The 22,898-nt window shown below is 66.4% G+C and carries 24 protein-coding genes; 20 read left to right on the top strand and 4 right to left on the bottom strand.

From position 1 onward, the window contains the following. Nucleotides 1–3: 3 nt before the first annotated feature. From AB7O82_RS11040 to AB7O82_RS11030, 3 genes are read left to right on the top strand one after another with little or no spacing between them, the layout of a single operon-like run. Nucleotides 4–990: an alpha-ketoacid dehydrogenase subunit beta gene (locus tag AB7O82_RS11040; protein ID WP_428538033.1), complete on the top strand. Its 987-nt coding sequence runs from the start codon at nt 4–6 to the stop codon at nt 988–990. Then, the gene (locus AB7O82_RS11035) at nt 987–2,171 is read left to right on the top strand and encodes a dihydrolipoamide acetyltransferase family protein (protein ID WP_428619387.1); all 1,185 of its coding nucleotides are present in this window, start codon (nt 987–989) and stop codon (nt 2,169–2,171) included. The genes AB7O82_RS11040 and AB7O82_RS11035 overlap by 4 nt, the downstream gene beginning before the upstream one ends. Beyond that, a complete protein-coding gene (locus AB7O82_RS11030) occupies nt 2,168–2,407 on the top strand; it encodes an acyl carrier protein (protein ID WP_428538039.1) in 240 nt (79 codons plus the stop codon). The genes AB7O82_RS11035 and AB7O82_RS11030 overlap by 4 nt, the downstream gene beginning before the upstream one ends. 44 nt (nt 2,408–2,451) lie before the next feature. Here the strand turns inward: AB7O82_RS11030 and AB7O82_RS11025 are convergent, their stop codons facing one another. Then, on the bottom strand, nt 2,452–2,583 hold the full coding sequence (locus AB7O82_RS11025) for a hypothetical protein (RefSeq protein WP_428538042.1): 132 nt from the start codon (nt 2,581–2,583) through the stop codon (nt 2,452–2,454). Nucleotides 2,584–2,746: 163 nt separating this feature from the next. Between AB7O82_RS11025 and AB7O82_RS11020 the strand changes: the two genes are divergently transcribed. The 3 genes from AB7O82_RS11020 to AB7O82_RS11010 are packed head-to-tail and all read left to right on the top strand — an operon-like array spanning nt 2,747 to nt 6,404. Beyond that, entirely contained in the window at nt 2,747–3,196 is a 450-nt protein-coding gene (locus tag AB7O82_RS11020; RefSeq protein WP_428619385.1) for a DUF3775 domain-containing protein, read from the top strand. 11 nt (nt 3,197–3,207) lie between these two features. Next, the gene (locus tag AB7O82_RS11015; RefSeq protein WP_428538048.1) at nt 3,208–5,643 is read left to right on the top strand and encodes a Lon protease family protein; all 2,436 of its coding nucleotides are present in this window, start codon (nt 3,208–3,210) and stop codon (nt 5,641–5,643) included. Next, complete coding sequence (locus AB7O82_RS11010; protein WP_428538051.1) at nt 5,640–6,404, top strand: hypothetical protein; 765 nt, start codon at nt 5,640–5,642, stop codon at nt 6,402–6,404. Before AB7O82_RS11015 ends, AB7O82_RS11010 begins: the two co-directional genes overlap by 4 nt. Nucleotides 6,405–6,418: 14 nt before the next feature. Here the strand turns inward: AB7O82_RS11010 and AB7O82_RS11005 are convergent, their stop codons facing one another. Then, nucleotides 6,419–7,069: a phosphoribosyltransferase gene (locus tag AB7O82_RS11005; RefSeq protein ID WP_428538054.1), complete on the bottom strand. Its 651-nt coding sequence runs from the start codon at nt 7,067–7,069 to the stop codon at nt 6,419–6,421. Nucleotides 7,070–7,091: 22 nt separating this feature from the next. Then, nucleotides 7,092–7,346 (bottom strand): hypothetical protein, encoded by a 255-nt coding sequence (locus AB7O82_RS11000; protein WP_428538057.1) that lies wholly within the window; start codon nt 7,344–7,346, stop codon nt 7,092–7,094. Nucleotides 7,347–7,496: 150 nt separating this feature from the next. Between AB7O82_RS11000 and AB7O82_RS10995 the strand changes: the two genes are divergently transcribed. The 4 genes from AB7O82_RS10995 to AB7O82_RS10980 all read left to right on the top strand — a co-directional run bounded on the left by AB7O82_RS10995 (nt 7,497) and on the right by AB7O82_RS10980 (nt 11,304). Next, the gene (locus AB7O82_RS10995; protein WP_428538060.1) at nt 7,497–7,934 is read left to right on the top strand and encodes a universal stress protein; all 438 of its coding nucleotides are present in this window, start codon (nt 7,497–7,499) and stop codon (nt 7,932–7,934) included. A gap of 155 nt (nt 7,935–8,089) precedes the next feature. Next, nucleotides 8,090–9,010, top strand: coding sequence for a hypothetical protein (locus tag AB7O82_RS10990; protein ID WP_428619383.1), 921 nt, complete (start codon nt 8,090–8,092; stop codon nt 9,008–9,010). A gap of 3 nt (nt 9,011–9,013) precedes the next feature. After that, entirely contained in the window at nt 9,014–10,348 is a 1,335-nt protein-coding gene (locus AB7O82_RS10985) for a nicotinate phosphoribosyltransferase (RefSeq protein ID WP_428538066.1), read from the top strand. Beyond that, entirely contained in the window at nt 10,345–11,304 is a 960-nt protein-coding gene (locus AB7O82_RS10980; protein WP_428619380.1) for a ribose-phosphate diphosphokinase, read from the top strand. The genes AB7O82_RS10985 and AB7O82_RS10980 overlap by 4 nt, the downstream gene beginning before the upstream one ends. A 9-nt stretch (nt 11,305–11,313) precedes the next feature. Here AB7O82_RS10980 and AB7O82_RS10975 read toward each other — a convergent pair whose 3' ends face one another. Then, on the bottom strand, nt 11,314–12,000 hold the full coding sequence (locus AB7O82_RS10975) for a CBS domain-containing protein (RefSeq protein WP_428538072.1): 687 nt from the start codon (nt 11,998–12,000) through the stop codon (nt 11,314–11,316). 134 nt (nt 12,001–12,134) lie between these two features. Between AB7O82_RS10975 and AB7O82_RS10970 the strand changes: the two genes are divergently transcribed. From AB7O82_RS10970 to ppsA, 10 genes are all read left to right on the top strand, one after another. Next, nucleotides 12,135–13,523, top strand: a complete 1,389-nt coding sequence (locus AB7O82_RS10970; protein ID WP_428538075.1) for a GH1 family beta-glucosidase — start codon at nt 12,135–12,137, stop codon at nt 13,521–13,523. After that, on the top strand, nt 13,520–14,473 hold the full coding sequence (gene glk / locus AB7O82_RS10965) for a glucokinase (RefSeq protein WP_428619377.1): 954 nt from the start codon (nt 13,520–13,522) through the stop codon (nt 14,471–14,473). The genes AB7O82_RS10970 and glk overlap by 4 nt, the downstream gene beginning before the upstream one ends. 49 nt (nt 14,474–14,522) lie before the next feature. After that, entirely contained in the window at nt 14,523–15,551 is a 1,029-nt protein-coding gene (locus tag AB7O82_RS10960; RefSeq protein ID WP_428538081.1) for an SbmA/BacA-like family transporter, read from the top strand. 114 nt (nt 15,552–15,665) lie between these two features. Next, entirely contained in the window at nt 15,666–17,216 is a 1,551-nt protein-coding gene (locus AB7O82_RS10955) for a PAS domain S-box protein (protein WP_428619375.1), read from the top strand. After that, nucleotides 17,206–17,820, top strand: coding sequence for a response regulator FixJ (gene fixJ / locus AB7O82_RS10950; RefSeq protein WP_428619372.1), 615 nt, complete (start codon nt 17,206–17,208; stop codon nt 17,818–17,820). Before AB7O82_RS10955 ends, fixJ begins: the two co-directional genes overlap by 11 nt. A gap of 16 nt (nt 17,821–17,836) precedes the next feature. Continuing rightward, a complete protein-coding gene (locus tag AB7O82_RS10945) occupies nt 17,837–18,262 on the top strand; it encodes a response regulator transcription factor (protein WP_428538090.1) in 426 nt (141 codons plus the stop codon). Nucleotides 18,263–18,275: 13 nt separating this feature from the next. Continuing rightward, nucleotides 18,276–19,226 (top strand): ABC transporter ATP-binding protein, encoded by a 951-nt coding sequence (locus tag AB7O82_RS10940; protein ID WP_428619370.1) that lies wholly within the window; start codon nt 18,276–18,278, stop codon nt 19,224–19,226. A gap of 146 nt (nt 19,227–19,372) precedes the next feature. Further along, a complete protein-coding gene (locus AB7O82_RS10935) occupies nt 19,373–20,047 on the top strand; it encodes a helix-turn-helix domain-containing protein (RefSeq protein ID WP_428538096.1) in 675 nt (224 codons plus the stop codon). Nucleotides 20,048–20,073: 26 nt separating this feature from the next. Then, nucleotides 20,074–20,394, top strand: a complete 321-nt coding sequence (locus tag AB7O82_RS10930) for a hypothetical protein (RefSeq protein WP_428619368.1) — start codon at nt 20,074–20,076, stop codon at nt 20,392–20,394. An 80-nt stretch (nt 20,395–20,474) separates the two neighbouring features. Further along, on the top strand, nt 20,475–22,892 hold the full coding sequence (gene ppsA, locus AB7O82_RS10925) for a phosphoenolpyruvate synthase (protein ID WP_428619399.1): 2,418 nt from the start codon (nt 20,475–20,477) through the stop codon (nt 22,890–22,892). Nucleotides 22,893–22,898: the final 6 nt, after the last annotated feature.

Below are 22,898 nucleotides of genomic sequence, written 5' to 3'. Positions count from 1 at the left end.
CAAATGACCACCTATCGCGAGGCGATCAAGCAGGCCATCCGCGAGGCGCTGACGCGCGACGACCGCGTGTTCCTGATGGGCGAGGATGTCGGCCGCTATGGCGGCTGCTACGCCGTCACCAAGGGCCTGCTGCAGGAGTTCGGAGAGGAGCGCATTCGCGACACGCCCCTGTCGGAGGCCACGTTCGTCGGCGCCGGTATCGGGGCGGCCATGGCCGGAATGCGGCCGATCGTCGAGATCATGACCGTCAATTTCAGCCTGCTGGCGCTCGACCAGATCGTCAACAATGCGGCGACCATCCCGCACATGTCCGGCGGGCAATTCGCCGTTCCTTTGGTGATCCGCATGGCCACCGGAGCGGGGCGCCAGCTCGCCGCCCAGCACTCGCACAGTCTCGAAGGCTGGTATGCGCACATTCCCGGCCTGAAGGTCGTCGCCCCGGCGACGCTCGAGGACGCGCGCGGCATGCTGTGGAGCGCGCTGCAGGATCCCAATCCGGTGCTGATCTTCGAGCACGTGAACCTCTACAACATGGAAGGCGCGCTTGCGACCGATGCGGGAGCGGTGCCGCTCTCGGGAGCCGCAGTGCGCCGGCCGGGACGGGACCTCAGCCTCATCACCTACGGCGCCAGCCTGCACAAGTCTCTGGCGGCGGCCGAGCAGCTTGCGACCGCAGGCATCGAGGCCGAAGTGATCGATCTTCGCTCCCTGCGGCCCCTGGACGACGGGACCATAATGGCTTCGCTGGCCCGCACGCGGCGCGCCTTGATCGTCGACGAGGGCTGGCGCTCCGGAGGCATCTCTGCCGAGATCTGCGCGCGCGTGGCCGAGCAGGCCTTCTACGACCTCGATGCGCCTCCGGCCCGCCTGTGCGGCGCGGAGGTGCCGATCCCCTACCCCAAGCATCTGGAAGATGCCGCCATACCCCAGGTCGATACCATCCGCGCGGCCGCCCTTGAGCTGGTGAGGCCGCAAGGGAGGTCGGCTTGAGCGACTTCCTCATGCCGTCGCTGGGGGCCGACATGGAAAAGGGCACGGTCGTGGAATGGCTGAAAAAGCCTGGCGACCGCGTCGAACGGGGCGACGTCGTGGCCGTCGTCGAGACCCAGAAGGGCGCCTTCGAGATCGAGGTCTTCGAGCAGGGCGTCCTGAGCGAGATACTCGTGCCCCTCGGCACCGAGGCGCCGGTCGGCGCCGTGCTCGCCCGCATCGATGGGTTGGCGGCGGCAAAGGCTGCAGCCGGACCACCACCTCCCCTCGTACCGCCGGCAACCGCGGCGGCTCCCGCGGCCGTGCCGCCAGCCGCCCAGCCCCTTCCGCCACGACGCGAAGCTCTGCCGTCGGCAGAGCGGCTCCGCATTTCTCCGGCGGCGGCGCGCCGTGCTGCCGAGCTCGGGGTCGATGTGCGCGCCCTCAGCGGCAGCGGACCGGGAGGCGCCATCGCCATCGCCGATGTCGAGGCCGCCGCGGCAAGAGAGCCGGTTGCGGCGCCACGGCGCGGATTCGATCCGGCAGCCATGCGCCAGGCGATTGCCACGGCCATGGCGCGCTCGAAGCGCGAGATCCCGCACTATTACCTCTCGTTGCCCATCGACCTCGGGCAGGCGATGCAGTGGCTGACCGCAGAAAACGATCGACGCGACGTCGAGCGCCGGCTGTTGCCGGCAGCGCTCCTGCTTAAGGCCGTCGCCTTGGCCCTTCGCGAGGTACCGCAGCTCAACGGGTTCTGGATCGACGGCGCGCCCAAGCTTTCATCGGCAATCCATGTCGGTTGGGCCATCTCGCTGCGGGGCGGCGGCCTGATGGCGCCGGCCATCCACGACGCCGATCGCCTCACGCTGGACCAGGCAATGGCCGCCCTGCGCGACCTGGTCACGCGCGCGCGCACCGCGCGCATTCGCGGTTCGGAGATGATGGACCCGACCGTCACGGTCACGAGCCTTGGAGAACGAGGCGCCGACAGTGTGCTCGGCGTCATCTATCCGCCACAACTCGCGATCGTGGGCTTTGGCGCGCCGCGCATGACCGCATCGATCGTCGACGGCGAGATCAGGCAGAGGCCGATGGTGCAGGCGACACTGGCGGCCGATCATCGCGCCAGCGACGGCGCCATCGGCAGCCGGCTGCTGGCCGCCATCGATCAGCATCTGCAGAAGCCGGAGGCTCTATGAGCGATGTCGAGATCATCGCGAGGCTGCGCACGATCCTGAGCGGCATCGCGCCCGACCTCGACGTTTCCACCGTGGGTCCGGATGACGACCTGCGCAACGACGTCGGCCTCGATTCGATGGACTTCCTGAACTTCGTGATTGCCACGCACGAACAGCTCGGCGTGACAGTGCCGGAAGCGGACTACGGCAAGGTGAGCTCGCTCCTGAAGCTCGCCCGCTACATTGCGGCGCGTTGACGGCCAGGCTGGGGCGCAGCCGGAACGGCGCGCAAGGCTCGCCGTCAGGCCATGCCGCTCAGCCTGGCCGGCTTGAACAGCAGGACGATGACGAGCAGCCAAACGACGATCCAGAAGATCCAGGTGATCGTGGGATGGTCGGCTTGCCACTGCAATATGCGCTTGTGAAGCATCATGGCTACCTCCTGCCGCCATCCGGCGGGCATCGTATCAGGACCGGGTCCATGGGCCCACGCTTGTGCCAGCGCGGTCCTGATGACACGTTGATCTCAATCAAGGAAAGACCGCGCCGCCGATGATTTGGTGAAGCGCTTTCCCACGGTGCCAGGAGGTCGACATATGCCACGTCATGTCCAGGACATCGGCGCAGCCGCTCCCCCACCCGCCTTGACCATCTCGCCGGAGAAGGTCTGCTTCATCATCGTCAAGGCGCGCGAGTTCGATGCCAAGGATCCGGCGACGGAGCCCGACCCCGGCTCGAATCCGAGCGACGACAAGGGCGTCGCCGTGCTGGAGGAGCACGCGGATGATCCCGTCGAGGAAGAGCTCACCTCCTCCATCGCGGCGCTGTCGCAGGACGAGCAGATCGACCTGGTGGCGCTCGCGTGGCTGGGACGCGATGGGACTGGCCCCGGCGATTGGCCGGAAATGAGGCGCGAAGCCGCCCGGGCACACAACGACCGCACGGCGGGATACCTGCTTGGCATGCCAATGCTGGCCGACTTCGTCGAGGAGGGCCTCTCGATGCTTGGGCACTCCTGCGAGGAATTCGAGATCGGGCGCCTGTGAGCCTCCGAGAGATGCGCGATACACCGACAATAGAGGCCGAGACAATCCCGAAGGCGCTTTCGCCCGACAAGCTCATCAGGCGCGCCGATCTTGCCGGCCTTGCCTTCACCACCACACGGGAGCTTCCGCCCGCGCCCGTGCTTGCGGGGCAACAGCGCGCAGAGGAAGCGATAAGACTGGCCACCGGGCTGGCGGCGCGGGGCTTCAACATATTTGCGACCGGTCGGGCCGGGGCGGGCATCTCGTCGTCGTTGCGCAAGATGCTCGAGATGGCGCAGCCGCCCGGCAGACCGCCGCAGGATTGGGTCTACGTCAACAACTTCGCCATTCCGCATCGGCCGACTGCCATCGGCCTGCCGGGCGGCCGCGCCGTGCCGCTTCAACAAGCCATGAGGAAGCTGATCGAGGACCTGCGCGTCACCCTGCCGGCGCTGTTCGAGAGCGACGACTACCAGCGCCGGCGAACCGCCATCGACGAGGCGCTGCGTGCCAACACGCAGAAGGTCTTCCAGGCACTGGGAGAGAAGGCGGCAGCGCGAGGCCTGGCCATCATACGCACTCCCATGGGCTTCACCATCGCCGTCATGGACAAGGGCGAGATCGTCGATCCCGAGGCGTTCGGCAAATGGCCGGAAGAGCGGAGAAAGGCGACGCAGGAGGCCGTCGCGAGCATCGAGCGCGAGATGGAGGAGAGCCTGCGTGCCATCCCGAAGCTCGAGAAAAGTCGTCGCGACGAGGTCAACGCCCTCGACCAGGAGACGGCCCGCTTCGCCATCAACCAGGAGATCGATGAGGTTCGTGACGGCTTCGCGGACCTGCCTCAGGTCCTCGACCACATTGAAGCTGTCCGCAACGATGTGCTGCAGCATGTGCAGCTCTTCCTTGGCCAACCCGAAGGTGGGTCGGCGACGCGGCTCGATGCCATGCCGCCAGGACATCCGTTCGAACGGTACGATGTGAACGTCCTGGTAGGCAGCGACACCGGCGGCCGCTCGCCCGTGGTGGAGGAGCTCAATCCGACGCTGGGCAATCTGCTCGGTCGCGTCGAGCACATGTCCTACCAGGGGGCGCTGGTAACGAACTTCAGGATGATCAAGGCAGGCTCCCTGCATCGAGCCAACGGCGGCACGATCATCATCGACGCCCGCAGCCTGTTCAGCGAGCCCTACGCCTGGTCAGCCTTGAAGCGGGTCCTGGTCCGCCAGGAGATCGTGATCGAGGACCTCGCCCATATCGTCGGGCTGATGTCGACCGCCACCCTGGAACCGAGCCCCATTCCGCTGCACGTCAAGGTGATCCTGGTCGGCGAACGCCAGATCTACTATCTGCTTGCCGCCCTCGATCCGGAATTCCAGAAGCACGTCAAGATACTCGCCGATTTCGAGGACGAGCTCGAACGTTCTCCGGAGAGCGAGGCGCTGCTGGCGCGCGTGATCGGCGGGTTGGCCGGCGAAGCCGGCCTGCGCGCCCTCGATCGCAGCGGCGTCGAGGCAGTCATTGAACGTGCCGCGCGACTGGCGCAGGATTCCGCGAAGCTGTCGCTGCTCGTGGAAGACATGCAGGACCTGGTGATCGAGGCGGATCACTGCGCCCGCACGCGCGAACGAGACGTGATCACGCGCGCCGATGTCGAGCAGGCGCTGCGTGGCCAGCGATGGCGCGCTTCCCGTCTCGAGGAGCGAAGTCGCGAGATGATCCTGCGCGACGTGTCGCTGATCGCGACCGAGGGGACTCGGGTTGGCCAGATCAATGGCCTGTCGGTGCTGACTCTTGCCGGTCATGCGTTCGGCCGACCATCCAGAATCAGCGCCCGCGTCGGCCCGGGAAGCGGCAAGATCGTCGACATCGAGCGCGAGGTCGAGCTGGGGGGCCCGATCCATTCGAAGGGCGTGCTGATTCTTTCGGGATTCATCGCCGGCCGCTACGCCCTCGATGCGCCCATGTCGCTGCAGGCCAGCCTCGTGTTCGAGCAGTCGTATGGCGGCGTCGAAGGCGACAGCGCCTCCGTTGCCGAGCTGTGCGCGCTGCTCTCCGCCCTCGCCGGCCTGCCGTTGCGGCAGGATCTCGCGGTCACCGGCTCCGTCGACCAGCACGGGCATGTTCAGGCCATCGGCGGCGTCAACGAGAAGGTCGAAGGCTTCTTTGATATCTGCGTGGCGCGCGGACTGACTGGCCGGCACGGCGTCCTGATCCCCGTGGCCAACGTCCAGCATCTCATGCTGGGGGACGACGTGGTGCAGGCCTGCAAGGATGGCAAGTTCGCCGTCTATGCCATTCGCACGGTAGACGAGGCGATCGCCCTGCTGACCGGCCACGCCGCGGGAACCCGCGGCGAGGACGGCCGCTATGCCGCTGGCAGCGTCAATGCCGCCGTGGAAGCATGCCTGAGGCGCTTCGTGGCTGCGCGCAAGGCGATGACGGACGCCAGGAAGGCGCGCAAGCAGTGACCTCGAAAGCATCCACGTCGTACCGGCGGGCCGTGCTGGGCATGTCGAGCGGCAGCGTCGACCGGCACATGCTCCAGGCGGCCGCCGAGTTCGCGCGCCTGCTGGAGCTGGAGATGCTGGGTGTCTTCATCGAGGATCAGTCGCTGATCGACCTCGCCGGCTTGCCGTTTACCCGAGAGCTCCGCATGCCCGGGCACGAATGGCGGATGATGGAGCCGCAGCGCGTGGATGACGAGCTGCGCGCTGCCGCACAGCAGGCCGCCCGTCTCTTCCAGCGGGAAATCAAATCACAGGGACTGGCGTGCCGGTTCGAGGTGCGCCGCGGCAGCCCTGTAACGCTGGCAAGCAAGGTCGCGCAGGCAACGGACGTGCTCATCCTCGCCGAGCCTGCCGCGCTCGACCTGCTCGCTCCCGGCAGCGAGCCGGCGCGGCAAGCGGCGGAGGCGTCGGCTGCGGCCGTGCTGCTCTTGCCGAGGACGGGCATGCCCCGGCACGGGCCGGTGGCTGCTGTCGCCGCCAGCCGGTCGGATGCATGCTTCGAGCTCGCGGCGCGCATAGCCGCCGGGACTGGCGAGAAGGCTTTTGCCATACCGCCGGTGGAACCGGCCTCCTCGGCGGCCCTGATGGAGTCGTTGCAACGTGCACTTGGTGGCCGACACGAACGCCTGCTCGTCCTGCGCCGGCAAGCGACGATGCCGAAGGAAATGCTTCTGGACGTGGCGACCCGGCGCAAGACGCCGGTGCTGGCTGTCGCTTCCTGAACGCGAAACAGGACTCAGGCGACGAGGCTTGGCTGGCGGCTCAGGATCAGGCGTACGTCTTCGTCGCTGACCTGCGAAAAGTCGGCGTAGTGCCGGCCGATGGCGAAGAGATGTTCGTACTCTTCGAGGCAGACGACGTCGCCGATCTCTCGCCGCAGATCGGTTGCAACGTCGAGGGCAGCGACGGGAGCGGCGATGACGACACGGCTCGGTCTGCGACTGGCCATGGCGCGAGCAGCGGCCCGTATGGTCATGCCCGTCGCGATGCCGTCATCGACCAGTATCGCCAGCCTGCCCGCAACATCGATCCGCGGCCGGTCACCAAGATAGGCCTGGCGTCGGCGCTCGATCTCGATCAACTCGCGGTCCCTGACGCGCTCGAACTCCCGCTCCTCGATGCGGAGCGCCCGAACGACGAGTTCGTTGCGCAGCGTCACGGGCGGATCACCTTCCGCGACGGCACCCATGGCGAGCTCCGGTTGCCCAGGTGCGCCGATCTTGCGCACCAGTACCAGATCGAGCGGCGCTGCAAGGCGGACGGCGACTTCGGCCGCAACCGGCACGCCGCCCCGCGGCAGGGCCAGGACGACGGGGCATTGAGCCTTGAACGATGCGAGGGCGGCGGCAAGCCGCGTACCTGCCTCCTGCCTGTTGCGAAATGGCATGGGGCGCTCCGTAGCGATTGATTCACCTTTCGGGCTCTTCTTCGCCTTCCGCCAGCAGTTCGATGATTCGCGCAGCCGTCACGGGAACATGATGACCACTCTTGGCCAGGACATCGTGATCGCCAGCCATACATATGGCCACATCCTCGAGCTCCGCGAGGCTCGGCTTCAGTGCGAGAATCGCGGCGACCTTCCCATCGTCGAGATCCCCCAGGATGTGGCGGACGTCGGACGCGGATGCGGGACGCGCAACACTGCCCATCGATTGCCTGGTCATGACTTCGCTCCTGAACGTTCATATCGTACCGATACGGTCGAGGACTTGATCGAGATCAACCGGCACACAGGTTGAGGCAGGTCAAGGCGGTGTGCTCCGTCGAGCCCTTAGTCTCGCCGCCGCCTGAATGGTACACGCGGGAGGAGGACCATGTTCAATCACATTCTCGTCGCCACCGATGGCTCTCTCCTGTCGGAGGCGGCTGTCGACAAGGCGGTGAACTTTGCCCGCGAAGCCGGCGCCAAGGTCACCATCGTCACGGCGACCGAGCCGTTCCATGTCCTGTCGACAGGCTCGAAGCAGCTTGCCAACACCAAGGAGACCTACGAGAGGCACGTCAAGGCCGAGGCTGCGCGATATCTCGGTGACGCCGAGCGCAAGTGCAAGGCCCAGGGCGTGCAATGCAATGTCGTCCAAGTCGAGCACAATCACCCCTACCAGGCGATCATCGACACCGCCAAACAGCTCGGTTGCGACGTGATTGCCATGGCCTCGCACGGTCGGCGCGGCGTCTCTGCCCTCGTGCTGGGCAGCGAGACGCTCAAGGTGCTGACCCACAGCTCGATACCCGTCCTGGTCTATCGCTGATGGTGCGCGGCGCAGCCCTTCCTGCCGCCGAGTGTGACTCGAAAGGCATTGCGTGCCGCTCGCGGGAAGTGCCGCTTGCCGCGAAGGTGGCGTTCCTGAGAACGCGGGAAGCGTACTGTGGCGCAACGGGTCCGATCGGCTGCCGCGAGACGCACATGTCATGGCTGTTTGCGACGGCCGATCGGGTCTACAAGCTGAAGAAGCCGGTTCGCTTTCCCTTTCTCGATTTCTCCTCGCTCGAGCGTCGCCATGTCGCCTGCCAAGCCGAACTTGTGCTGAACCGACGGCTGGCGCCCGATGTCTACAAGGCCCTGGCTCCCCTGACATGCCGTGGCGACACCTTGCGCATCGGCGGTCCCGGCGAGATCGTCGACTGGCTGGTGGTCATGCAGCGCCTGGACGAGGACCGCACGCTGGAGCGCCTGCTGCTCGCGCGCCGGATACAGCCGTGGCAGCTCAACCCGCTAGTTTCCGTCCTCTGTCGGTTCTATCGGCGCGCCCCCCGCATCGCCATCTCACCGGCCATCCACCTGGACCGCTGGCGGCGCAGCCTGCTCGCCAACCGGCGCATTCTGATGCTCCCACGGCTCGGCCTGCCGGAGCCGCTGGTGAGGCGCATCCATCGCCGGCAACAGGAGTTCCTGCGTCAGCATGCGGGGCTTCTACTGCAGCGGGTGCAGCACCACCTGATTGTCGATGGACACGGCGATCTTCGACCGGAGCATATCTGGCCGGAACCACCGGTCCGTGTCATCGATTGCCTCGAGTTCAACGCCGATCTCCGGGCCGTCGACCCCCTCGACGAGCTGGCAGCGCTCGCCGTCGAATGCAGTCAGCTTGGCGCTGCCCGGCACGGAACCTATGTCGTGAGGCAGGTTGCCGCCACCCTGCCCGGCGGCTTCGCGCCGGAGCTCTTCACCTTCTACGCCTCGTATCGCGCCACGTTGCGGGCCCGCCTGGCGATCGCCCATCTTCTCGACGAAAGGCCGAGGTCGCCGGAAAAATGGCGACCGCTTGCGCTTGCCTACCTGGCCGATGCCGACAGGGCGTGGCGGTCCGCCGGCAGGACGCGATGAGCCATGCTTGATCACAGCCTGCTGCTGACCGATCTCTATCAGCTCTCCATGATGGAGGTTTACCGCCGGCACGACATGAGCGAGCGCGCGGTGTTCGAGCTGTTCGTGCGCAAGCTGCCGGCGGGGCGCGGCTTCCTCATGATGGCTGGTCTCGAGCAGCTCGTTCATTTCCTGGAACAGATGCGCTATTCGCCCGAGGAACTGGCGTGGCTGCGTTCGACCGGCCTGTTCTCGTCCGGCTTCATCGACAGCCTGGTCGATATGCGCTTCACCGGCGACCTCGACAGCATGGCCGAGGGCACCGTGTTCTTCGCCGACGAGCCCGTGGTGCGCATCACCGCGCCGCTGCCTCAGGCACAGCTCGTCGAATCGCGGCTGATCAACCTCGTCCACTACCAGACCATCGTCGCCTCGAAGGCAGCCCGCATGGTCCTGTCCGCCCCCGGAAGGGCCCTGGTCGATTTCGGATTCCGCCGCGCCCATGGAGCGGAGGCCGGGTTGCTGGCGGCGCGCGCCGCCTACCTCGCAGGCTTCGCCGGCACAGCGACCCTGGCGGCCAATCGCACCTTCGGCGTGCCCATGTTCGGCACCATGGCGCACTCCTTCATTCAGGCTCACGACGACGAGGCGACGGCGCTCGAGCGGTTCGCGCTGGCACGGCCCGGGAGCCTGACGCTGCTGATCGATACCTACGATACCGAGGCCGGCGCGCGGCTGGTGGTCCGCCTGGCGCCGCGGCTTGCCGCCAGCGGGATCGCCGTTGCCGCCGTCCGCCTCGACAGTGGCGACCTCGCCATGCATGCGCGCAATGTGCGGGCGATCCTGGACGCCGCAGACCTGCGCCAAGTCCGGATCATGGCCAGCGGCGGTCTCGACGAGCACAGCCTCCAGGCCCTCGTTCGTCAGGGGGCACCCATCGATTCATTCGGCATCGGCACCAGTCTGACGACCTCGTCCGACGCGCCGGCGCTCGATTGCGCCTACAAGCTGCAGGAGTATGCCGGTCGCCCGAGGCGCAAGCTGAGCGAAGGCAAGGCGACCTGGCCGGGGCGCAAGCAGGTCTGGCGGCAGTTCCACGCGGACGGGACCATTGCCCGCGACACGGTCACCTTGGCGGAGGAGGTGGCGTCAGGAGAGCCCTTGCTCCTTCCAGTCTTGCGCGCTGGGCGGCGTGTGAAGGACCTGCCAGTGCTGGCGCAGACGCGCGCGCACGCGGCCACCTCCCTCGAGAGCCTTCCCGAGCCGCTGCGCCGGCTGGAGGAAGCGGGCGTGCCCGTCCAGATCAGCCCGGCGCTGCGTGGGCTCGCTACCCAGATGGATGAAGCGAGGAGGCCATGAGCAGACGACCACTGGCGATCTTTGCCCTGGAGGGAAGCCGGCCCTTCGGCGAGCGCATCGCGGCCCATCTCGCGACAGCATTGGCTCCACACGAGGAACGCGACTTCGAGGACGGCGAGCACAAGGCACGCCCTTTGCAGGCGGTTCGCGGCTGCGACACCTATGTCGTGCACTCGCTGCATGGTGACGATGCCCAGAGCGCCAACGACAAGCTGTGTCGCCTGCTGTTTTTCTGCGGCGCCCTGCGCGATTCGGGAGCCGCCGACGTCACGGCAGTGATCCCGTATCTTTGCTACGCTCGCAAGGACCGCCGTACCAAGGCCAACGACCCGATCACGAGCCGGTATGTCGCGTCGCTGTTCGAGGCGATGGGCGTTGGACGGGTCATCACGGTCGAGGTTCACAACGTCGCTGCCTTCGAGAACGCCTTTCGCTGCCCGACCTGGCACGTCGAGTGCGCGCCGATCCTGGCGGCTCATTTCGCTCCACTCCTCCGCGGCGGATCGGTTGTCGCCGTTTCGCCGGACGCCGGCGGCGCCAAACGCGCCCAGCGCTTTCGCGAGGAGCTGCAATCGCTGACCGGCCAGGACGTTGGCTCGGCTTTCATGGAGAAGAGCCGCAGCGCCGGCGTGGTCAGCGGGCAGGTTCTGGCCGGTGACGTGCGCGGCGCGACGGCCATCATCGTCGACGATCTGATCAGCACCGGTGGCACGCTGGTCCGGGCTGCCCGGGCATGCCGAGCCGCCGGCGCAGGGCGCGTCTTTGCGGGGGCCGCCCACGGGCTTTTCATGGAGGGCGCACGTGAGCTGATGACGGATAGCTCTTTCAGCGGGATTGTTGTTGCCAACACGGTGCCCAGCTTCCGTCTGGCGCGGGAGAGTGTCGGCCAAATCGTCGTGGTTGACGCTACTCGCGCCGTGGCGAACGCCATCGCCGCCTGCCACGAGGCGAGCTGATCGAGAGGTTCAGATGAGTGCCTCGACCGGCAGCACGACGATCATGCTCACGACTCGCTTCACGCCGGGAACGTTCTCGACCGCCACCCTCACCGCTTCCTTCACCGATGCCGATCGCGTCTGACCCCACAAATGGACAACACCGCCTTCGACGACGACGTTGCCGACGCCCGAGCTCCAGGGGTGCCTGCCCAGCTCTTCGCGCACGGCTTCGCGCAGGTCCTCGTCCAGCGCGGTGCCGCCGGCTGACCGCGGCTCGCGTGCCAGGAGACCCTGAAGCAGGTTGGCCCGGCTGACGATGCCCAGCACCTTGCCGTCGCGCACGATCGGCACGCGCTTGATGCCGTGGCGCTGCATGAGGCTGGCGATCTCCCTGAGATCGGCGTTCTCCTGCGCCGTGACGACGTCGCGCGTCATCACGTCCGTCACTCGATGGGAGTGGGATCGCATGTAATCGCGCGCCAGCACGACCTCGTCGGCAAGCAGCCGCTGCAGCCATGAGCGCCCGGGCACGGTGCCGAGTTCCGGCCGATTCATCAGGTCGGCCTCGCTGACGATACCGATCATGCGGTCGTCGGGGTCGACCACGGGTGCCGCGCTGATGCGGGCGCCCAGCAGGATGCCGGCAGCCGACCAGACCGTTGCATCGGCCGGTACTGTCACGACCGGCCGCGTCATCACTTTGATCGCACGCATAATCCTCTCCCGCGTGTCGACCCCTGCATAGCGGATGAACGCGCCAGCGGCCTTGTTCCAGATCAATTGCCGGCTCAGGCGGGACTTGAGATACCTCAATCGCCGCCATGAAGGACAGGTGTAGCGTGCTTCTAATGGTCAGCCTGCAAACCGCTTTTCCCGGAGGCGCGAACGACCGACGCCCGGTCGGCCGCAAGCCGTTGCCGTGCGGCTTCCTGTGGGGCGTTTCGACCTCCGCCTATCAGGTCGAGGGGGCCGCGCAGGCCGACGGGCGCGGCGCCAGCATCTGGGACGGCTTCTGCCGCGAGCCGGGCCGCATCGCCAATGGCGACACCGGCGATGAGGCATGCGACCACTACCACCGCTACCGCGAGGACATCGGCCTGATGCAGCAGATCGGAGTGGGCGCTTACCGCTTCTCGGTCGCCTGGCCGCGCATCCTGCCAACGGGCCGCAGTCCGGTGAACGAAGCCGGCATCGCCTTCTACGACCGCCTGGTGGATGGCCTGCTGCAGGCCGGCATAGAGCCTTGGCTCTGTCTCTATCACTGGGATCTGCCGCAAGCGTTACAGGAGCTGGGGGGCTGGACCAATCGCGACGTCGTCGAATGGTTCTCCGACTACGCCCAGGTGGTGGCCCGCCGGCTCGGCGACCGCGTCAAGCGCTTTGCAACCTTCAACGAGCCTGCTGTATTTACGCTGTTCGGCTATTCCTTTGGCTGGCATCCACCGGCGACGAACGATCACGATTCCCTTTACGCGGCCGTCCATCACGTCAACCTGGCGCACGGCACGGCGGTCGACGTCCTGCGCGCGGAAGTCGCCGCAGCGTCGATCGGCGTCATCCACAACATGCAACCCAGCCGCCCGGTCCAGCAGGTTCCGGCCGATCGCAAGGCGGCCGCCATCCTGGACGACTTCTGGAACAGGGCATTTCCCGATCCCCAGCTCCTCGGCGACTATCCCGCCTCGCTGCGGGGCCGCATCGACCTGCATCGCCGCAAGGGCGACATGGAGCGTATCTGCCGGCCAGTCGATTGGCTCGGCGTCAACCACTATTCGCCCATCTATGCCAAGGCAGAGGGGGCCTCCCCACTCGGTTTCGCCTGGGCGGACGCCCCGGCGGACGTGGTGCGATCGCCGGTCGGCTGGCAGATCGACCCGATGGCTTTCCGTGACGTGCTGTTGGATGCCCACGATCGTTACGGGCTGCCTCTCTATGTGACGGAGAACGGGGCCGGCGCAGTCGAGAAGCCCGACGCGTCCGGCGAGATTCTCGACCTCGAGCGGGTCGACTACTTCTCGCGCTACATCAATGCCCTGGGGGAGGCGGTCGAGCTCGGCGCCGACGTGCGCGGCTATTTCGTCTGGTCGCTTCTCGATAATTTCGAATGGGGGGCGGGGTACCAGAACCGGTTCGGGCTGGTTTACGTCGACTATCCGACGCAACGGCGGGTTCCCAAGGCCTCGGCACGCTGGTACGCCGCGACCATCAAGGCTGCTGCCGAAAGGGTGGCAACATGACCACCTGCCTCCTCGCCGACATCGGCGCGACATGGGCGCGCTTCGCCGTGCTGAAGGGCGCCGAGCTTGGCGCCATCGAAGCCGTGTCGACCGGCGCCTATGCCGGCCCCATCGACGCCATTCGGCATTTCCTCAATACCCGTGCGCAAGACGGCGTCATCCTGGATCGTGCAGTGATCGCCGCGGCGGGCCCCGTCGAGGGTGGCCGATGCGCGCTGACCAATGTCTCCTGGGTGATGACGTGCGAGGAGCTCAGGCAGGCGTTCCATCTGCGCAGCGTCAGGCTGGTGAACGATCTCGAGGCTCTTGCCTGGGGCGTTCCTCGCTTCGCTCCCGAGGATTCCGTGGGCGTCGGCGGCGGCACCGCGTTGGCCACTGATCCGGTCGTCCTGCTGGCGCCCGGAACCGGTCTCGGGATGGCCTGCTTCATCGCCGGCCCAGGCGGGAGCAAGGTGCTGGCGAGCGAAGGCGGCCACGCCACGCTCGCCGCGACGGACGCAACCGAGGCGGCTGTCATCGACTTCCTGCGCCACCGCTACGGCCATGTGTCGGCCGAGCGCGTCCTGTCGGGGCGCGGCTTGATGAACCTGCATGAAGCCCTGACGGTACACGGCCAGGCGCACGTGCCAATAGCCACCCCCGAGCAGGTCGTGCGCGAGGCGATCTACGGGACGTGCGACACGGCACGGCGGGTGCTCGACATGTTCTGCGGTTTCCTGGGCTCGGTCGCGGGTAGCGCCGCCCTGAGCTTCGGCGCGAGGGGAGGGGTGCTGATCGCAGGTGGCATCGTTCCCAAGATCGTCGACCACCTGGGCGATTCCCCGTTCCGCGAGCGCTTCGAGAGCAAGGGGCGGCTGCAGCGCTATCTCGCCCGCGTTCCGACCAGAGTTGTCACGCGGCGCGATCCGACGTTTGTCGGCCTGATGGCCCTGGCCCATGAACGGGGATGATCCGTCCGCTGTAGGAGCCGCGCCGCTGCGTCGCTTCTGGCGCACCGCCATGGGCTTCTGGTCTGGCCGCAGCGCCTGGATTCCGTGGGCCCTGATCGCGCTGCTCGTCGTCTGCGTCGTAGCGCAGCTTCTGGTGCAATATCGGTTGAATATCTGGAACCGTGACTTCTTCAACGCCCTGGAGCTGCGCGAGGGTCGGGAAATCCTGCAGCAGACCTACCTGCTGCCCGCGCTTGCGGCCGGCAGCATCGGGCTCGCCGTCCTCGCCGTGTGGGGTCGCATGAGCTTTCAAAGGTCCTGGCGCAAATGGCTTACCACGAAACTGCTCGCGCTCTGGCTCAGCAACGAGAATTACCGTCGCCTGGACGACGGTCCGGGCGAGCCGCAGCTCGCCGAGTACCGTATCGCCGAGGACGCGCGCATCGCCACCGACGCGCCGATAGACCTGCTGGTCGGATTGCTGTCGTCACTGCTGACGGCAGCGACCTTCGTCGTGGTGCTGTGGACGGTCGGTGGGTCCCTGAAGATCGATGGATTCGGAACCAGCCTGGAGCTGCCCGGCTATCTGGTGTTCGCCAGCATTGCCTATGCCGCATTGACGACAGGGGCCGTGGTCCTGGTCGGCAGCCGGATGGCCCACGTCATCGAACGCAAGAACCAGGCCGAATCGGAGCTCAAGTTCGCGGTGACCCATCTCCGCAGCCTGCCCCGGGCGGCGCCCCCCGTGGAGGACGGGCAAGACGCATCCGTCAACCTCGCCCTGGCCGAGGTCATCCGCCAATGGCGCCACCTGTGCGGACAGCACGTGCGAACCACGCTGGTATCGCACGGCAACACCCTGCTTGCCCCGCTGGTCGGCCTGATCCTGTGCGTGCCTCAATACATCAACGGCACGATGTCGCTCGGCGAGGTCACGCAAGCGGCGGCGGCCTTTGCCGCGGTCCAGGGTGCCTTCAACTGGCTGGTCGACAACTATCCCCGCCTGGCCGAATGGGCTTCCTCGGCAAGCCGCGTAGGGGTCCTCCTGTTCGGCCTGGATATGCTGCGATCGCCCGAGGTCGGCACTGAAGCATCGTGAGATATGCACGGCCGGTGCGCGGCGCGACCGTTTCGGCGCGAAGAAGGCGCGCCTGGACGAAGACCCTCGCACCAGCGCGGAACAGTCTGTATTTTGGCCTAGAGGCCGGAACCGATGAACGAGACTTCGGGCGAACAGCTTTATGCCGCCGCTGTTGGGATGATCCACGCATCGCAACGTGCCGAGCTTGCCCTTTCACCCGAGCTCACGATCATCGCCTGCAACGAGGGCTATAGCAGCCTTCAGGGCGTTCCGGGCGACACGCTGATCGGTAAGCCAATCCGGCAGGTTTTCCGTGAGGACGCGGCCGTCGAGCTCCTGCTCACCTCCCTCGAGAGCGTGCTCAGCCTGCGCCGCCCGCATCAGGTGACGGCGCCAGTTCCGACGCCTGTCGCCGGGTCTCCAGCCCGCCGGTCGCCTCGCTCAGTCTGCATGACCAACATCCCTGTGCTGGACGCCGATGGAGCCGTGCGATGGATAGTGCACAGCCTCGATGCAGCATCCGACAGTGACGATCGTTCGGCGACGGCAGCGGCGCTGGAGGCAGCGGAAGCCCGGCTGCGATCGATCCTTCAGACCGTGCCGGACGCCATGATCATCATCGACGATCACGGTCGCATCGAATCGCTCAGCACCACGGCCGAGCAGCTGTTCGGCTATTCGCTGGCCGAGATCGCTGGCGACAACGTCAGCCGCCTCATGCCCTCCCCTGATCGCGAGCAGCACGATGCCTACCTAAGGCGGTACCTGTCCACGGGAGAGCGGCGCATCATCGGCATCGGCCGCATCGTGGTCGGCCAGCGCAAGGATGGCACGACCTTCCCCATGCACCTCACTGTTGGCGAGCTGCGGTCGGGCGAGCGGCACTACTTCACGGGCTTCATCCGCGACCTGACCGCCCAGCAGCTTACCGAAGCCCGGCTCAAGGAGCTGCAGCTGGAAGTCACGCACATGTCGCGCTATACGGCCCTCGGCGAGATGGCTTCGACACTCGCTCACGAGATCAACCAGCCGCTGACCGCGATCAGCAACTACCTGCGTGGCAGCCAGCGCCTGCTCGACAAGATCGAAACTGAATCGACGCCAATGCTGCGCGAAGCGCTGGGCAAGGCGGCGGACCAGGCGCTGCGCGCCGGTCACATCATCCGCCGGTTGCGTGAATTCGTGGCACGCGGCGAAAGCGACCGCCGAGTCGAGAACCTCGCCAAGCTGGTCGAGGATGCAAGCGCCCTAGGCCTCGTTGGCGCCCACGAGGGCGGCATCACCGTAACCTACCGACTCGACCCTCGGGCCGGCTTCGTGCTGGCCGACCGTATTCAGATTCAGCAAGTCCTCGTCAACCTGATCCGCAACGCCATCGAGGTCATGCTCGAAGTACCTGCCGAGCGCCGCCTCGAGATAAGCACCGCAGCACTGGCCGGCGACTTTGCCGAAATCAGCATCTCCGATACCGGCTTGGGGCTGGCGCCCGAAGTCGCCAGCCATTTGTTCCAGCCGTTCGTCACCACCAAGCCCAAGGGCATAGGGTTGGGGCTTTCGATAAGCCGAACCATTGTGGAGGCCCATGGTGGCAGGATCTGGGTCGAGGACCGGCCAGGCGGCGGCACGATCTTCCGGTTCACCTTGCGCAGGGCCGAGGTCGAGGAGGCCGATAATGCCGGCTGAGGGCGTGGTTCATATCATCGACGACGACGACGACGTTCGACAGTCGCTGGCGTTTCTGCTGAGCGCGGCCGGGCTGGCTGTGCGAATCCACGAATCGGCGGTCTCCTTCTTGAAGCTCGTACCCGAAATTCAGAGCGGCTGCGTCGTGACCGACATCCGGATGCCGGGCATGGATGGCCTGGAGCTGCAGCGCCGACTGCTCGAGCTCGAGGTGCATTTGCCGGTGATCGTCATGACGGGTCACGGCGACGTCACCCTTGCCGTCGAGGCCATGAGGAATGGCGCCGTGGACTTCATCGAGAAACCCTTCGACGACGAGACCATGCTGTCGGCCGTCAGGGCCGCCCTGATCCCTCCTCGTGTCGACGATGCCGACCGGACGGCACGGGCAACGGCAATCCAGGAACGCATGGCCCAGCTGACCGGCCCGGAGCGCGAGGTGCTCGACCGTTTGGTGGCCGGCGATGCCAACAAAGTGATCGCCTGCGAGCTCGGCATCAGCCCGCGCACCGTCGAGATCCACCGCGCCCATGTCATGACCAAGATGCAGGCCGACAGCCTCTCGGAGCTGGTCCGCATGGTCCTCATTGCAAGCAGCCAGTAGCAGGGCACCGGAGGGCTTGCGGTGGATCAATGCGTGGCCCGGCTCCAGTGACGATTGTGTTTCAATGTCACCTGAATCGGGTACCGTCCTGGTCGTCGACGACGACGCCGCCGTTCGGGCTGCCCTGAAGTTCGCCCTGGAGGTGGAGGGGTTTCGGGTAAAGCTCTATGATGGCGCTCGAGCGCTGCTCGCCGACTCAGCCCTGCCAACCCGTGCCTGCCTGGTCATCGACTACCACATGCCCGGGGGCGACGGCATCGATCTGATAAGGGCGCTGCGCCGGCGCAATATCATGCTTCCTGCCATCCTGATCAGCGGCAGAGTGACCAAGCACCTGCGCGGCCTGGCGAAGCAGAAGGGATTCATGCAGGTCCTCGAGAAGCCTTTGTCGGATGCGGCCCTGGTCGACCATATCCGCGGGGCTCTGTCTGCGGCGGCCTGAGGGCCGCATTCGCATGCCGCGCACCATCATCGGCTACGCATTGCGCTTCACGGGACGGCACCAGGCAGGTCTTGCGATCCTGTCGATCGCGGTCTTCCTGCTGAGCGCCGCTCCGCTGGAGCTGCAGCGGCGCATCGTGAACACGGTCGTCGATCGCGGAGCGTTCGAGACGGTCCTGTGGCTGGCGATGGCTTATGGCGCCGTGGCGTTGACCGAGCAGAGCCTCAAGCTCGCCCTCAACATTTATCGTGGATGGGTATCGGAGAATTCCGTGCGGACACTGCGCATCCGGGCCGGCGACAGCGCGCGGTCAGCCGGCTGCACGACGGCCAATGACGCCGGGGTGGAGATCTCCGTCATCCTCGAGGAGGTGGAGCCGGTCGGCGGGTTCACCGGCATCAGCATCTCCGAGCCGCTTCTGCAAGCCGGGATTCTGGTCAGCGTCATGAGCTACATGCTCTACATCGATGCGGGCCTCACCCTTCTGGCATTGGCCTTCTTCCTGCCCCAGCTCGTGTTCGTACCCTTGCTGCAGCTGGCCATCAACCGCCGTGCGCAGTCGCGCATCATCACCAAGCGGGGCCTGAGCGGCGAAATCGTCAAGACCGCCATCGCCGCGGGAAACGGATGGAGCCGGGTCGAGAAGCCGATCAACCGTGTCTTCGCCCTCAACATGGGAATCTATAAGCTGAAGTTCACGATGAACCTCCTGATGAACGTGATGCATCATTCGGCGGTGGCGGTCGCGCTGGGCGTCGGCGGCTGGCAGGCGCTGCAGGGCCACATCGAGGTCGGCACCGTCGTGGCGATCGTAGGCGGCATGGGCAAGCTGAACGACCCGTGGGGCGATCTCGTCAACTGGGCGCGCGAGCTGTCCGTCGTCGAGGTCAAGTACCGGCTGTATGCCGACGCTATCGACCATCTTTCCCGGCTGAGGCCCGACGCGGCCGGCCAGGCTGACTGACCCTTGCCCGCATCCCTGTCCGGCAGCGCCGACCGTATGGACCTGCGCTGCCACCATCGTAGAATCCCTTAGTTCAACTCCCGAATGGTCGATCGTCGCGCCGAGGGCTATCCAACCGGCATCGCAAGCCTCTCGGGGAGACAACCATGCAGGTCCGGAACGCCACATTCGCCGCCAAGTTCTCGTCAGCACCCTTCGCCTTGCGGCAAGACAGGGCAGAGAAGACAGCGGCCGGAATCCAGATGGCTTTCGGCCCGGGCGAGGAGCTGTTCGGCGAAGGCGACGAAGCCGATTTCTTCTACCAGGTCGTGTCGGGCGCCATCCGCTCGTGCAAGCTGCTGAGCGACGGTCGGCGGCAAATCGACGCTTTCCATCTGCCAGGCGACCTCTTCGGCATCGAGGCCGGCGACGAGCATCGCTTTTCCGCCGAAGCCATCGGAAACGTTGCTGTAATCGCCTATCGCCGCAGCCGGCTTACCGCCCTCATCCAGGACGATCCGGCGTTCCGCGACAAGATCATGTCGGCGACGCTGCGCAGCCTCGAACGCGCTTACGACCACATGCTGCTGCTCGGCCGCAAAGCCGCCCAGGAAAAGATGGCGACCTTCCTGCTGGACATGGCGCAACGCCTTTCCAAGGATGACGAGACTCTCGAGCTGCCGATGTCGCGTTCCGACATCGCCGATCACCTCGGCCTTACCATCGAGACGGTATCGCGCACGCTCAGCCACCTCGCGCGCAGTGGCCTGATCCGGCTTCTGCCGGCCGGCCGATCGATCAGCCTCTGCGACAAGATGGCGTTGCGCAGGCTCGACGCCTAGGGTGGATTGCAAGGATGGAGGACGCAATGACCACGATGGCGGATCCCATGATCATGGCGACGCTAGCGGCGACCGACGCCCTGCAGAGCTGTACCGAGGCCTGCACGGGGTGGCAGCAGGAGATCGCGCGATTCGTCGATCATCGGCTGGCGGAGAACCGCCACAGCCTGGAGGCTCTAATGGCGACGCGCGACCTCGCCGGGCTGCTGCAGGTGCAGCAGCAATGGGGATTGCAGATGGCGGCCGACTACATGAACGAGGCCGGCAGGCTCACGGACCTGTTCACCACGCTTTCCCTGACCGGTACCACGCCCGCGGTCCAGGAGACCGCCATGCTGGTCGCCTGAGAACGCGCGTCGTGAGCCAGGACGCCACAGCCGGTCCGCGGTCGACGTCGGCGTCGGCCGAAATCAGGAAGCCGGCGCAGGTGTCGGGTGAAGCGGTCCGCTGGTTCAGCGAGATCCGCGCCGGCGATCTCGCCGCCGTGGGCGGCAAGAATGCGTCGCTGGGGGAAATGTACTCCGTCCTCTCGGGGAAGGGGGTGCGGGTGCCCAACGGCTTTGCCTTGACCGCCGACGTCTATCGCTCGGCGCTCACTGCCGCGGGAGCCTGGCCACGGCTGGCCGCAGTGCTGCAGGGCGCCGGATCGGATGATGTCGCCCGTCTGGCCGTCGTCGCCGCCGAGGCGAGGGCGATCGTCTTCGAGGCGACGGGGACGGAGCTGGTACGCGCGCCGGTCGCGGACAACTATCGCAAGCTCGAAGCCCAGTACGGCGCCGGCGTTCCGGTCGCCGTGCGCAGCTCCGCCACCGCCGAGGACCTGCCGACAGCGAGCTTCGCCGGCCAGCACGAGAGCTTCCTCAATGTCCGCGGCATCGATGAGCTGGTCGAGGCCTGCCGGCGTTGCTTCGCATCGGTCTTCACCGACCGCGCCATCGTCTATCGCAACGTCAACGGCTTCGACCATCTCAAGATCGGCCTGTCCGTCGGCATCATGAAGATGGTGCGCGCCGATCTCGCCGCCAGCGGCGTCGCTTTCACCCTGGACACCGAGACCGGCTTTCGCGACGTCGTTCTGGTGACCGGCGCATGGGGGCTCGGCGAAAGCATCGTGCAGGGCAAGGTCGATCCCGACGAGTTCTACGTCCACAAGCCGACTTTTCGCGCCGGTAGCCGATGCGTGCTGCGCCGGGCGCTGGGCGGCAAGCAGCGACAACTCGTCTATGACGAAGGCGTTGCATCAGGCTCGACGACCTATGTCGACACGCCATCCGAGAAGCGCGACCTTTTCTGCCTCAGCGACGCCGAGGTTCTGACCCTGGCCGATTGCGCGATCCGAATCGAGGAGCACTATTCCGGCCTCGCCGGCGAGCCCAGGCCAATGGACGTCGAATGGGCCAAGGATGGTCCGGAGGGAGAGCTCTACATTGTCCAGGCGCGGCCCGAGACCGTAGTTTCGCGCCGGCGGGGAGCCGCCATCGAGACCTACAGGCTTCACGCCACCGGGCCCGCCATTGTCGAAGGGCGTGCCGTCGGCGAAAAGGCGGCTGCCGGCGCGGTACGGCTGATTTCCGGATCCGCCGAGCTTGCCGCCTTCCAGCCCGGGGAAGTCCTGGTCGCCGCCGTCACCAGTCCCGACTGGGAGCCGGCGATGAAGAAGGCAGCCGCCATTGTCACCGACCGGGGCGGCCGGACATGTCACGCCGCCATCGTGGCGCGCGAGCACGGCATTCCCGCTATCGTCGGCGCCACAAATGCCACCAGCCTGCTGAAGGACGGTGCGCCGGTGACGGTATCGTGTGCCGAAGGCGAAACCGGCCGCGTCTATGCCGGTCTCCTGCCGATAGAGATCTCCACGACCGACCTTGCCAGCCTGGCACGGCCGCGCACGCCGATCATGGTCAATCTCGGCAATCCCGACCTCGCCTTCAAGACCGCGATGCGTCCCAATGACGGCGTCGGCCTGGCTCGCATGGAATTCATCATCAGCAACCAGATCGGCGTGCATCCGATGGCGCTGGCCTGCCCTGACAGGGTGACCGCCGCGGCAGATCGCGACCAGATCGCGCGGCTGACGCGACGCCACGCCAAGCCGGAACAGTTCTTCATCGAGCGCCTGTCGGAGGGTATCGGCACGATCGCGGCGGCTTTCCATCCCAAACCCGTGATCGTCCGGCTGTCCGATTTCAAGACCAACGAGTATGCCAAGCTGCTCGGCGGCAGCGACTTCGAGCCCGTGGAGGAGAATCCAATGCTCGGTTTTCGCGGTGCCGCACGCTACGCCCATCCGGCCTACGCCCAGGGCTTCGCCCTGGAATGCGCCGCGCTGAGACGCGTGCGCGAAGACATGGGCCTTGCAAACGTGCGCATCATGGTGCCGTTCTGCCGACGGGTCGACGAGGCATCGCGCGTGATCGAGGCGCTTGCCGAGCACGGGCTCCGGCGCGGCGACAATGGGCTCGAGATCTATGTCATGTGCGAGATTCCCAACAACGTCATTCAGATCGACGCCTTTGCCAGGCTGTTTGACGGTTTCTCGATCGGCTCAAACGATCTCACGCAGCTCGTGCTCGGCGTCGATCGGGATTCCGAGCTGGTGGCGTTCGACTTCGACGAACGCGACCCCGGCGTTCTCGAGATGTTGCGGCTCGCCGTGACCGGTGCGCACCGCAATGGCCGACATGTCGGAATCTGCGGCGAGGCACCGGCCACCTATCCGGCCGTGGCGTCGTTCCTGGCACAGATCGGCATCGATTCGATCAGCGTCAATCCCGAGAGCGTGGCGAGGACCATGCAGATCGTCCACGACGCCGAGCACCACGTCGAGGCGCCAAAGCCCGCCTGATCGGTG

Origin of the sequence: Reyranella sp. (assembly GCF_050185545.1) — a bacterium.
In the GTDB taxonomy this organism is placed as follows: Bacteria; Pseudomonadota; Alphaproteobacteria; order Reyranellales; family Reyranellaceae; genus Reyranella.
This window is presented reverse-complemented; position numbering and strand designations above follow the sequence as displayed.

Bases quoted from the DNA above. Each gene is read 5' to 3' on its own strand.
- AB7O82_RS11005 (WP_428538054.1), bottom strand. From the start codon at position 7,069: ATGCCATTTCGCAACAGGCAGGAGGCAGGTACGCGGCTTGCCGCCGCC.
- AB7O82_RS10985 (WP_428538066.1), top strand. From the start codon at position 9,014: ATGCTTGATCACAGCCTGCTGCTGACCGATCTCTATCAGCTCTCCATG.
- AB7O82_RS10930 (WP_428619368.1), top strand. From the start codon at position 20,074: ATGACCACGATGGCGGATCCCATGATCATGGCGACGCTAGCGGCGACC.
- AB7O82_RS11040 (WP_428538033.1), top strand. From the start codon at position 4: ATGACCACCTATCGCGAGGCGATCAAGCAGGCCATCCGCGAGGCGCTG.
- AB7O82_RS11025 (WP_428538042.1), bottom strand. From the start codon at position 2,583: ATGATGCTTCACAAGCGCATATTGCAGTGGCAAGCCGACCATCCCACG.
- AB7O82_RS10970 (WP_428538075.1), top strand. From the start codon at position 12,135: ATGGTCAGCCTGCAAACCGCTTTTCCCGGAGGCGCGAACGACCGACGC.
- AB7O82_RS10935 (WP_428538096.1), top strand. From the start codon at position 19,373: ATGCAGGTCCGGAACGCCACATTCGCCGCCAAGTTCTCGTCAGCACCC.
- AB7O82_RS10940 (WP_428619370.1), top strand. From the start codon at position 18,276: ATGCCGCGCACCATCATCGGCTACGCATTGCGCTTCACGGGACGGCAC.
- AB7O82_RS10960 (WP_428538081.1), top strand. From the start codon at position 14,523: ATGGGCTTCTGGTCTGGCCGCAGCGCCTGGATTCCGTGGGCCCTGATC.
- AB7O82_RS10995 (WP_428538060.1), top strand. From the start codon at position 7,497: ATGTTCAATCACATTCTCGTCGCCACCGATGGCTCTCTCCTGTCGGAG.
- AB7O82_RS10975 (WP_428538072.1), bottom strand. From the start codon at position 12,000: ATGCGTGCGATCAAAGTGATGACGCGGCCGGTCGTGACAGTACCGGCC.
- glk (WP_428619377.1), top strand. From the start codon at position 13,520: ATGACCACCTGCCTCCTCGCCGACATCGGCGCGACATGGGCGCGCTTC.
- AB7O82_RS11020 (WP_428619385.1), top strand. From the start codon at position 2,747: ATGCCACGTCATGTCCAGGACATCGGCGCAGCCGCTCCCCCACCCGCC.
- AB7O82_RS10990 (WP_428619383.1), top strand. From the start codon at position 8,090: ATGTCATGGCTGTTTGCGACGGCCGATCGGGTCTACAAGCTGAAGAAG.
- AB7O82_RS10980 (WP_428619380.1), top strand. From the start codon at position 10,345: ATGAGCAGACGACCACTGGCGATCTTTGCCCTGGAGGGAAGCCGGCCC.
- fixJ (WP_428619372.1), top strand. From the start codon at position 17,206: ATGCCGGCTGAGGGCGTGGTTCATATCATCGACGACGACGACGACGTT.
- AB7O82_RS11000 (WP_428538057.1), bottom strand. From the start codon at position 7,346: ATGACCAGGCAATCGATGGGCAGTGTTGCGCGTCCCGCATCCGCGTCC.
- AB7O82_RS10955 (WP_428619375.1), top strand. From the start codon at position 15,666: ATGAACGAGACTTCGGGCGAACAGCTTTATGCCGCCGCTGTTGGGATG.
- AB7O82_RS11015 (WP_428538048.1), top strand. From the start codon at position 3,208: ATGCGCGATACACCGACAATAGAGGCCGAGACAATCCCGAAGGCGCTT.
- AB7O82_RS11030 (WP_428538039.1), top strand. From the start codon at position 2,168: ATGAGCGATGTCGAGATCATCGCGAGGCTGCGCACGATCCTGAGCGGC.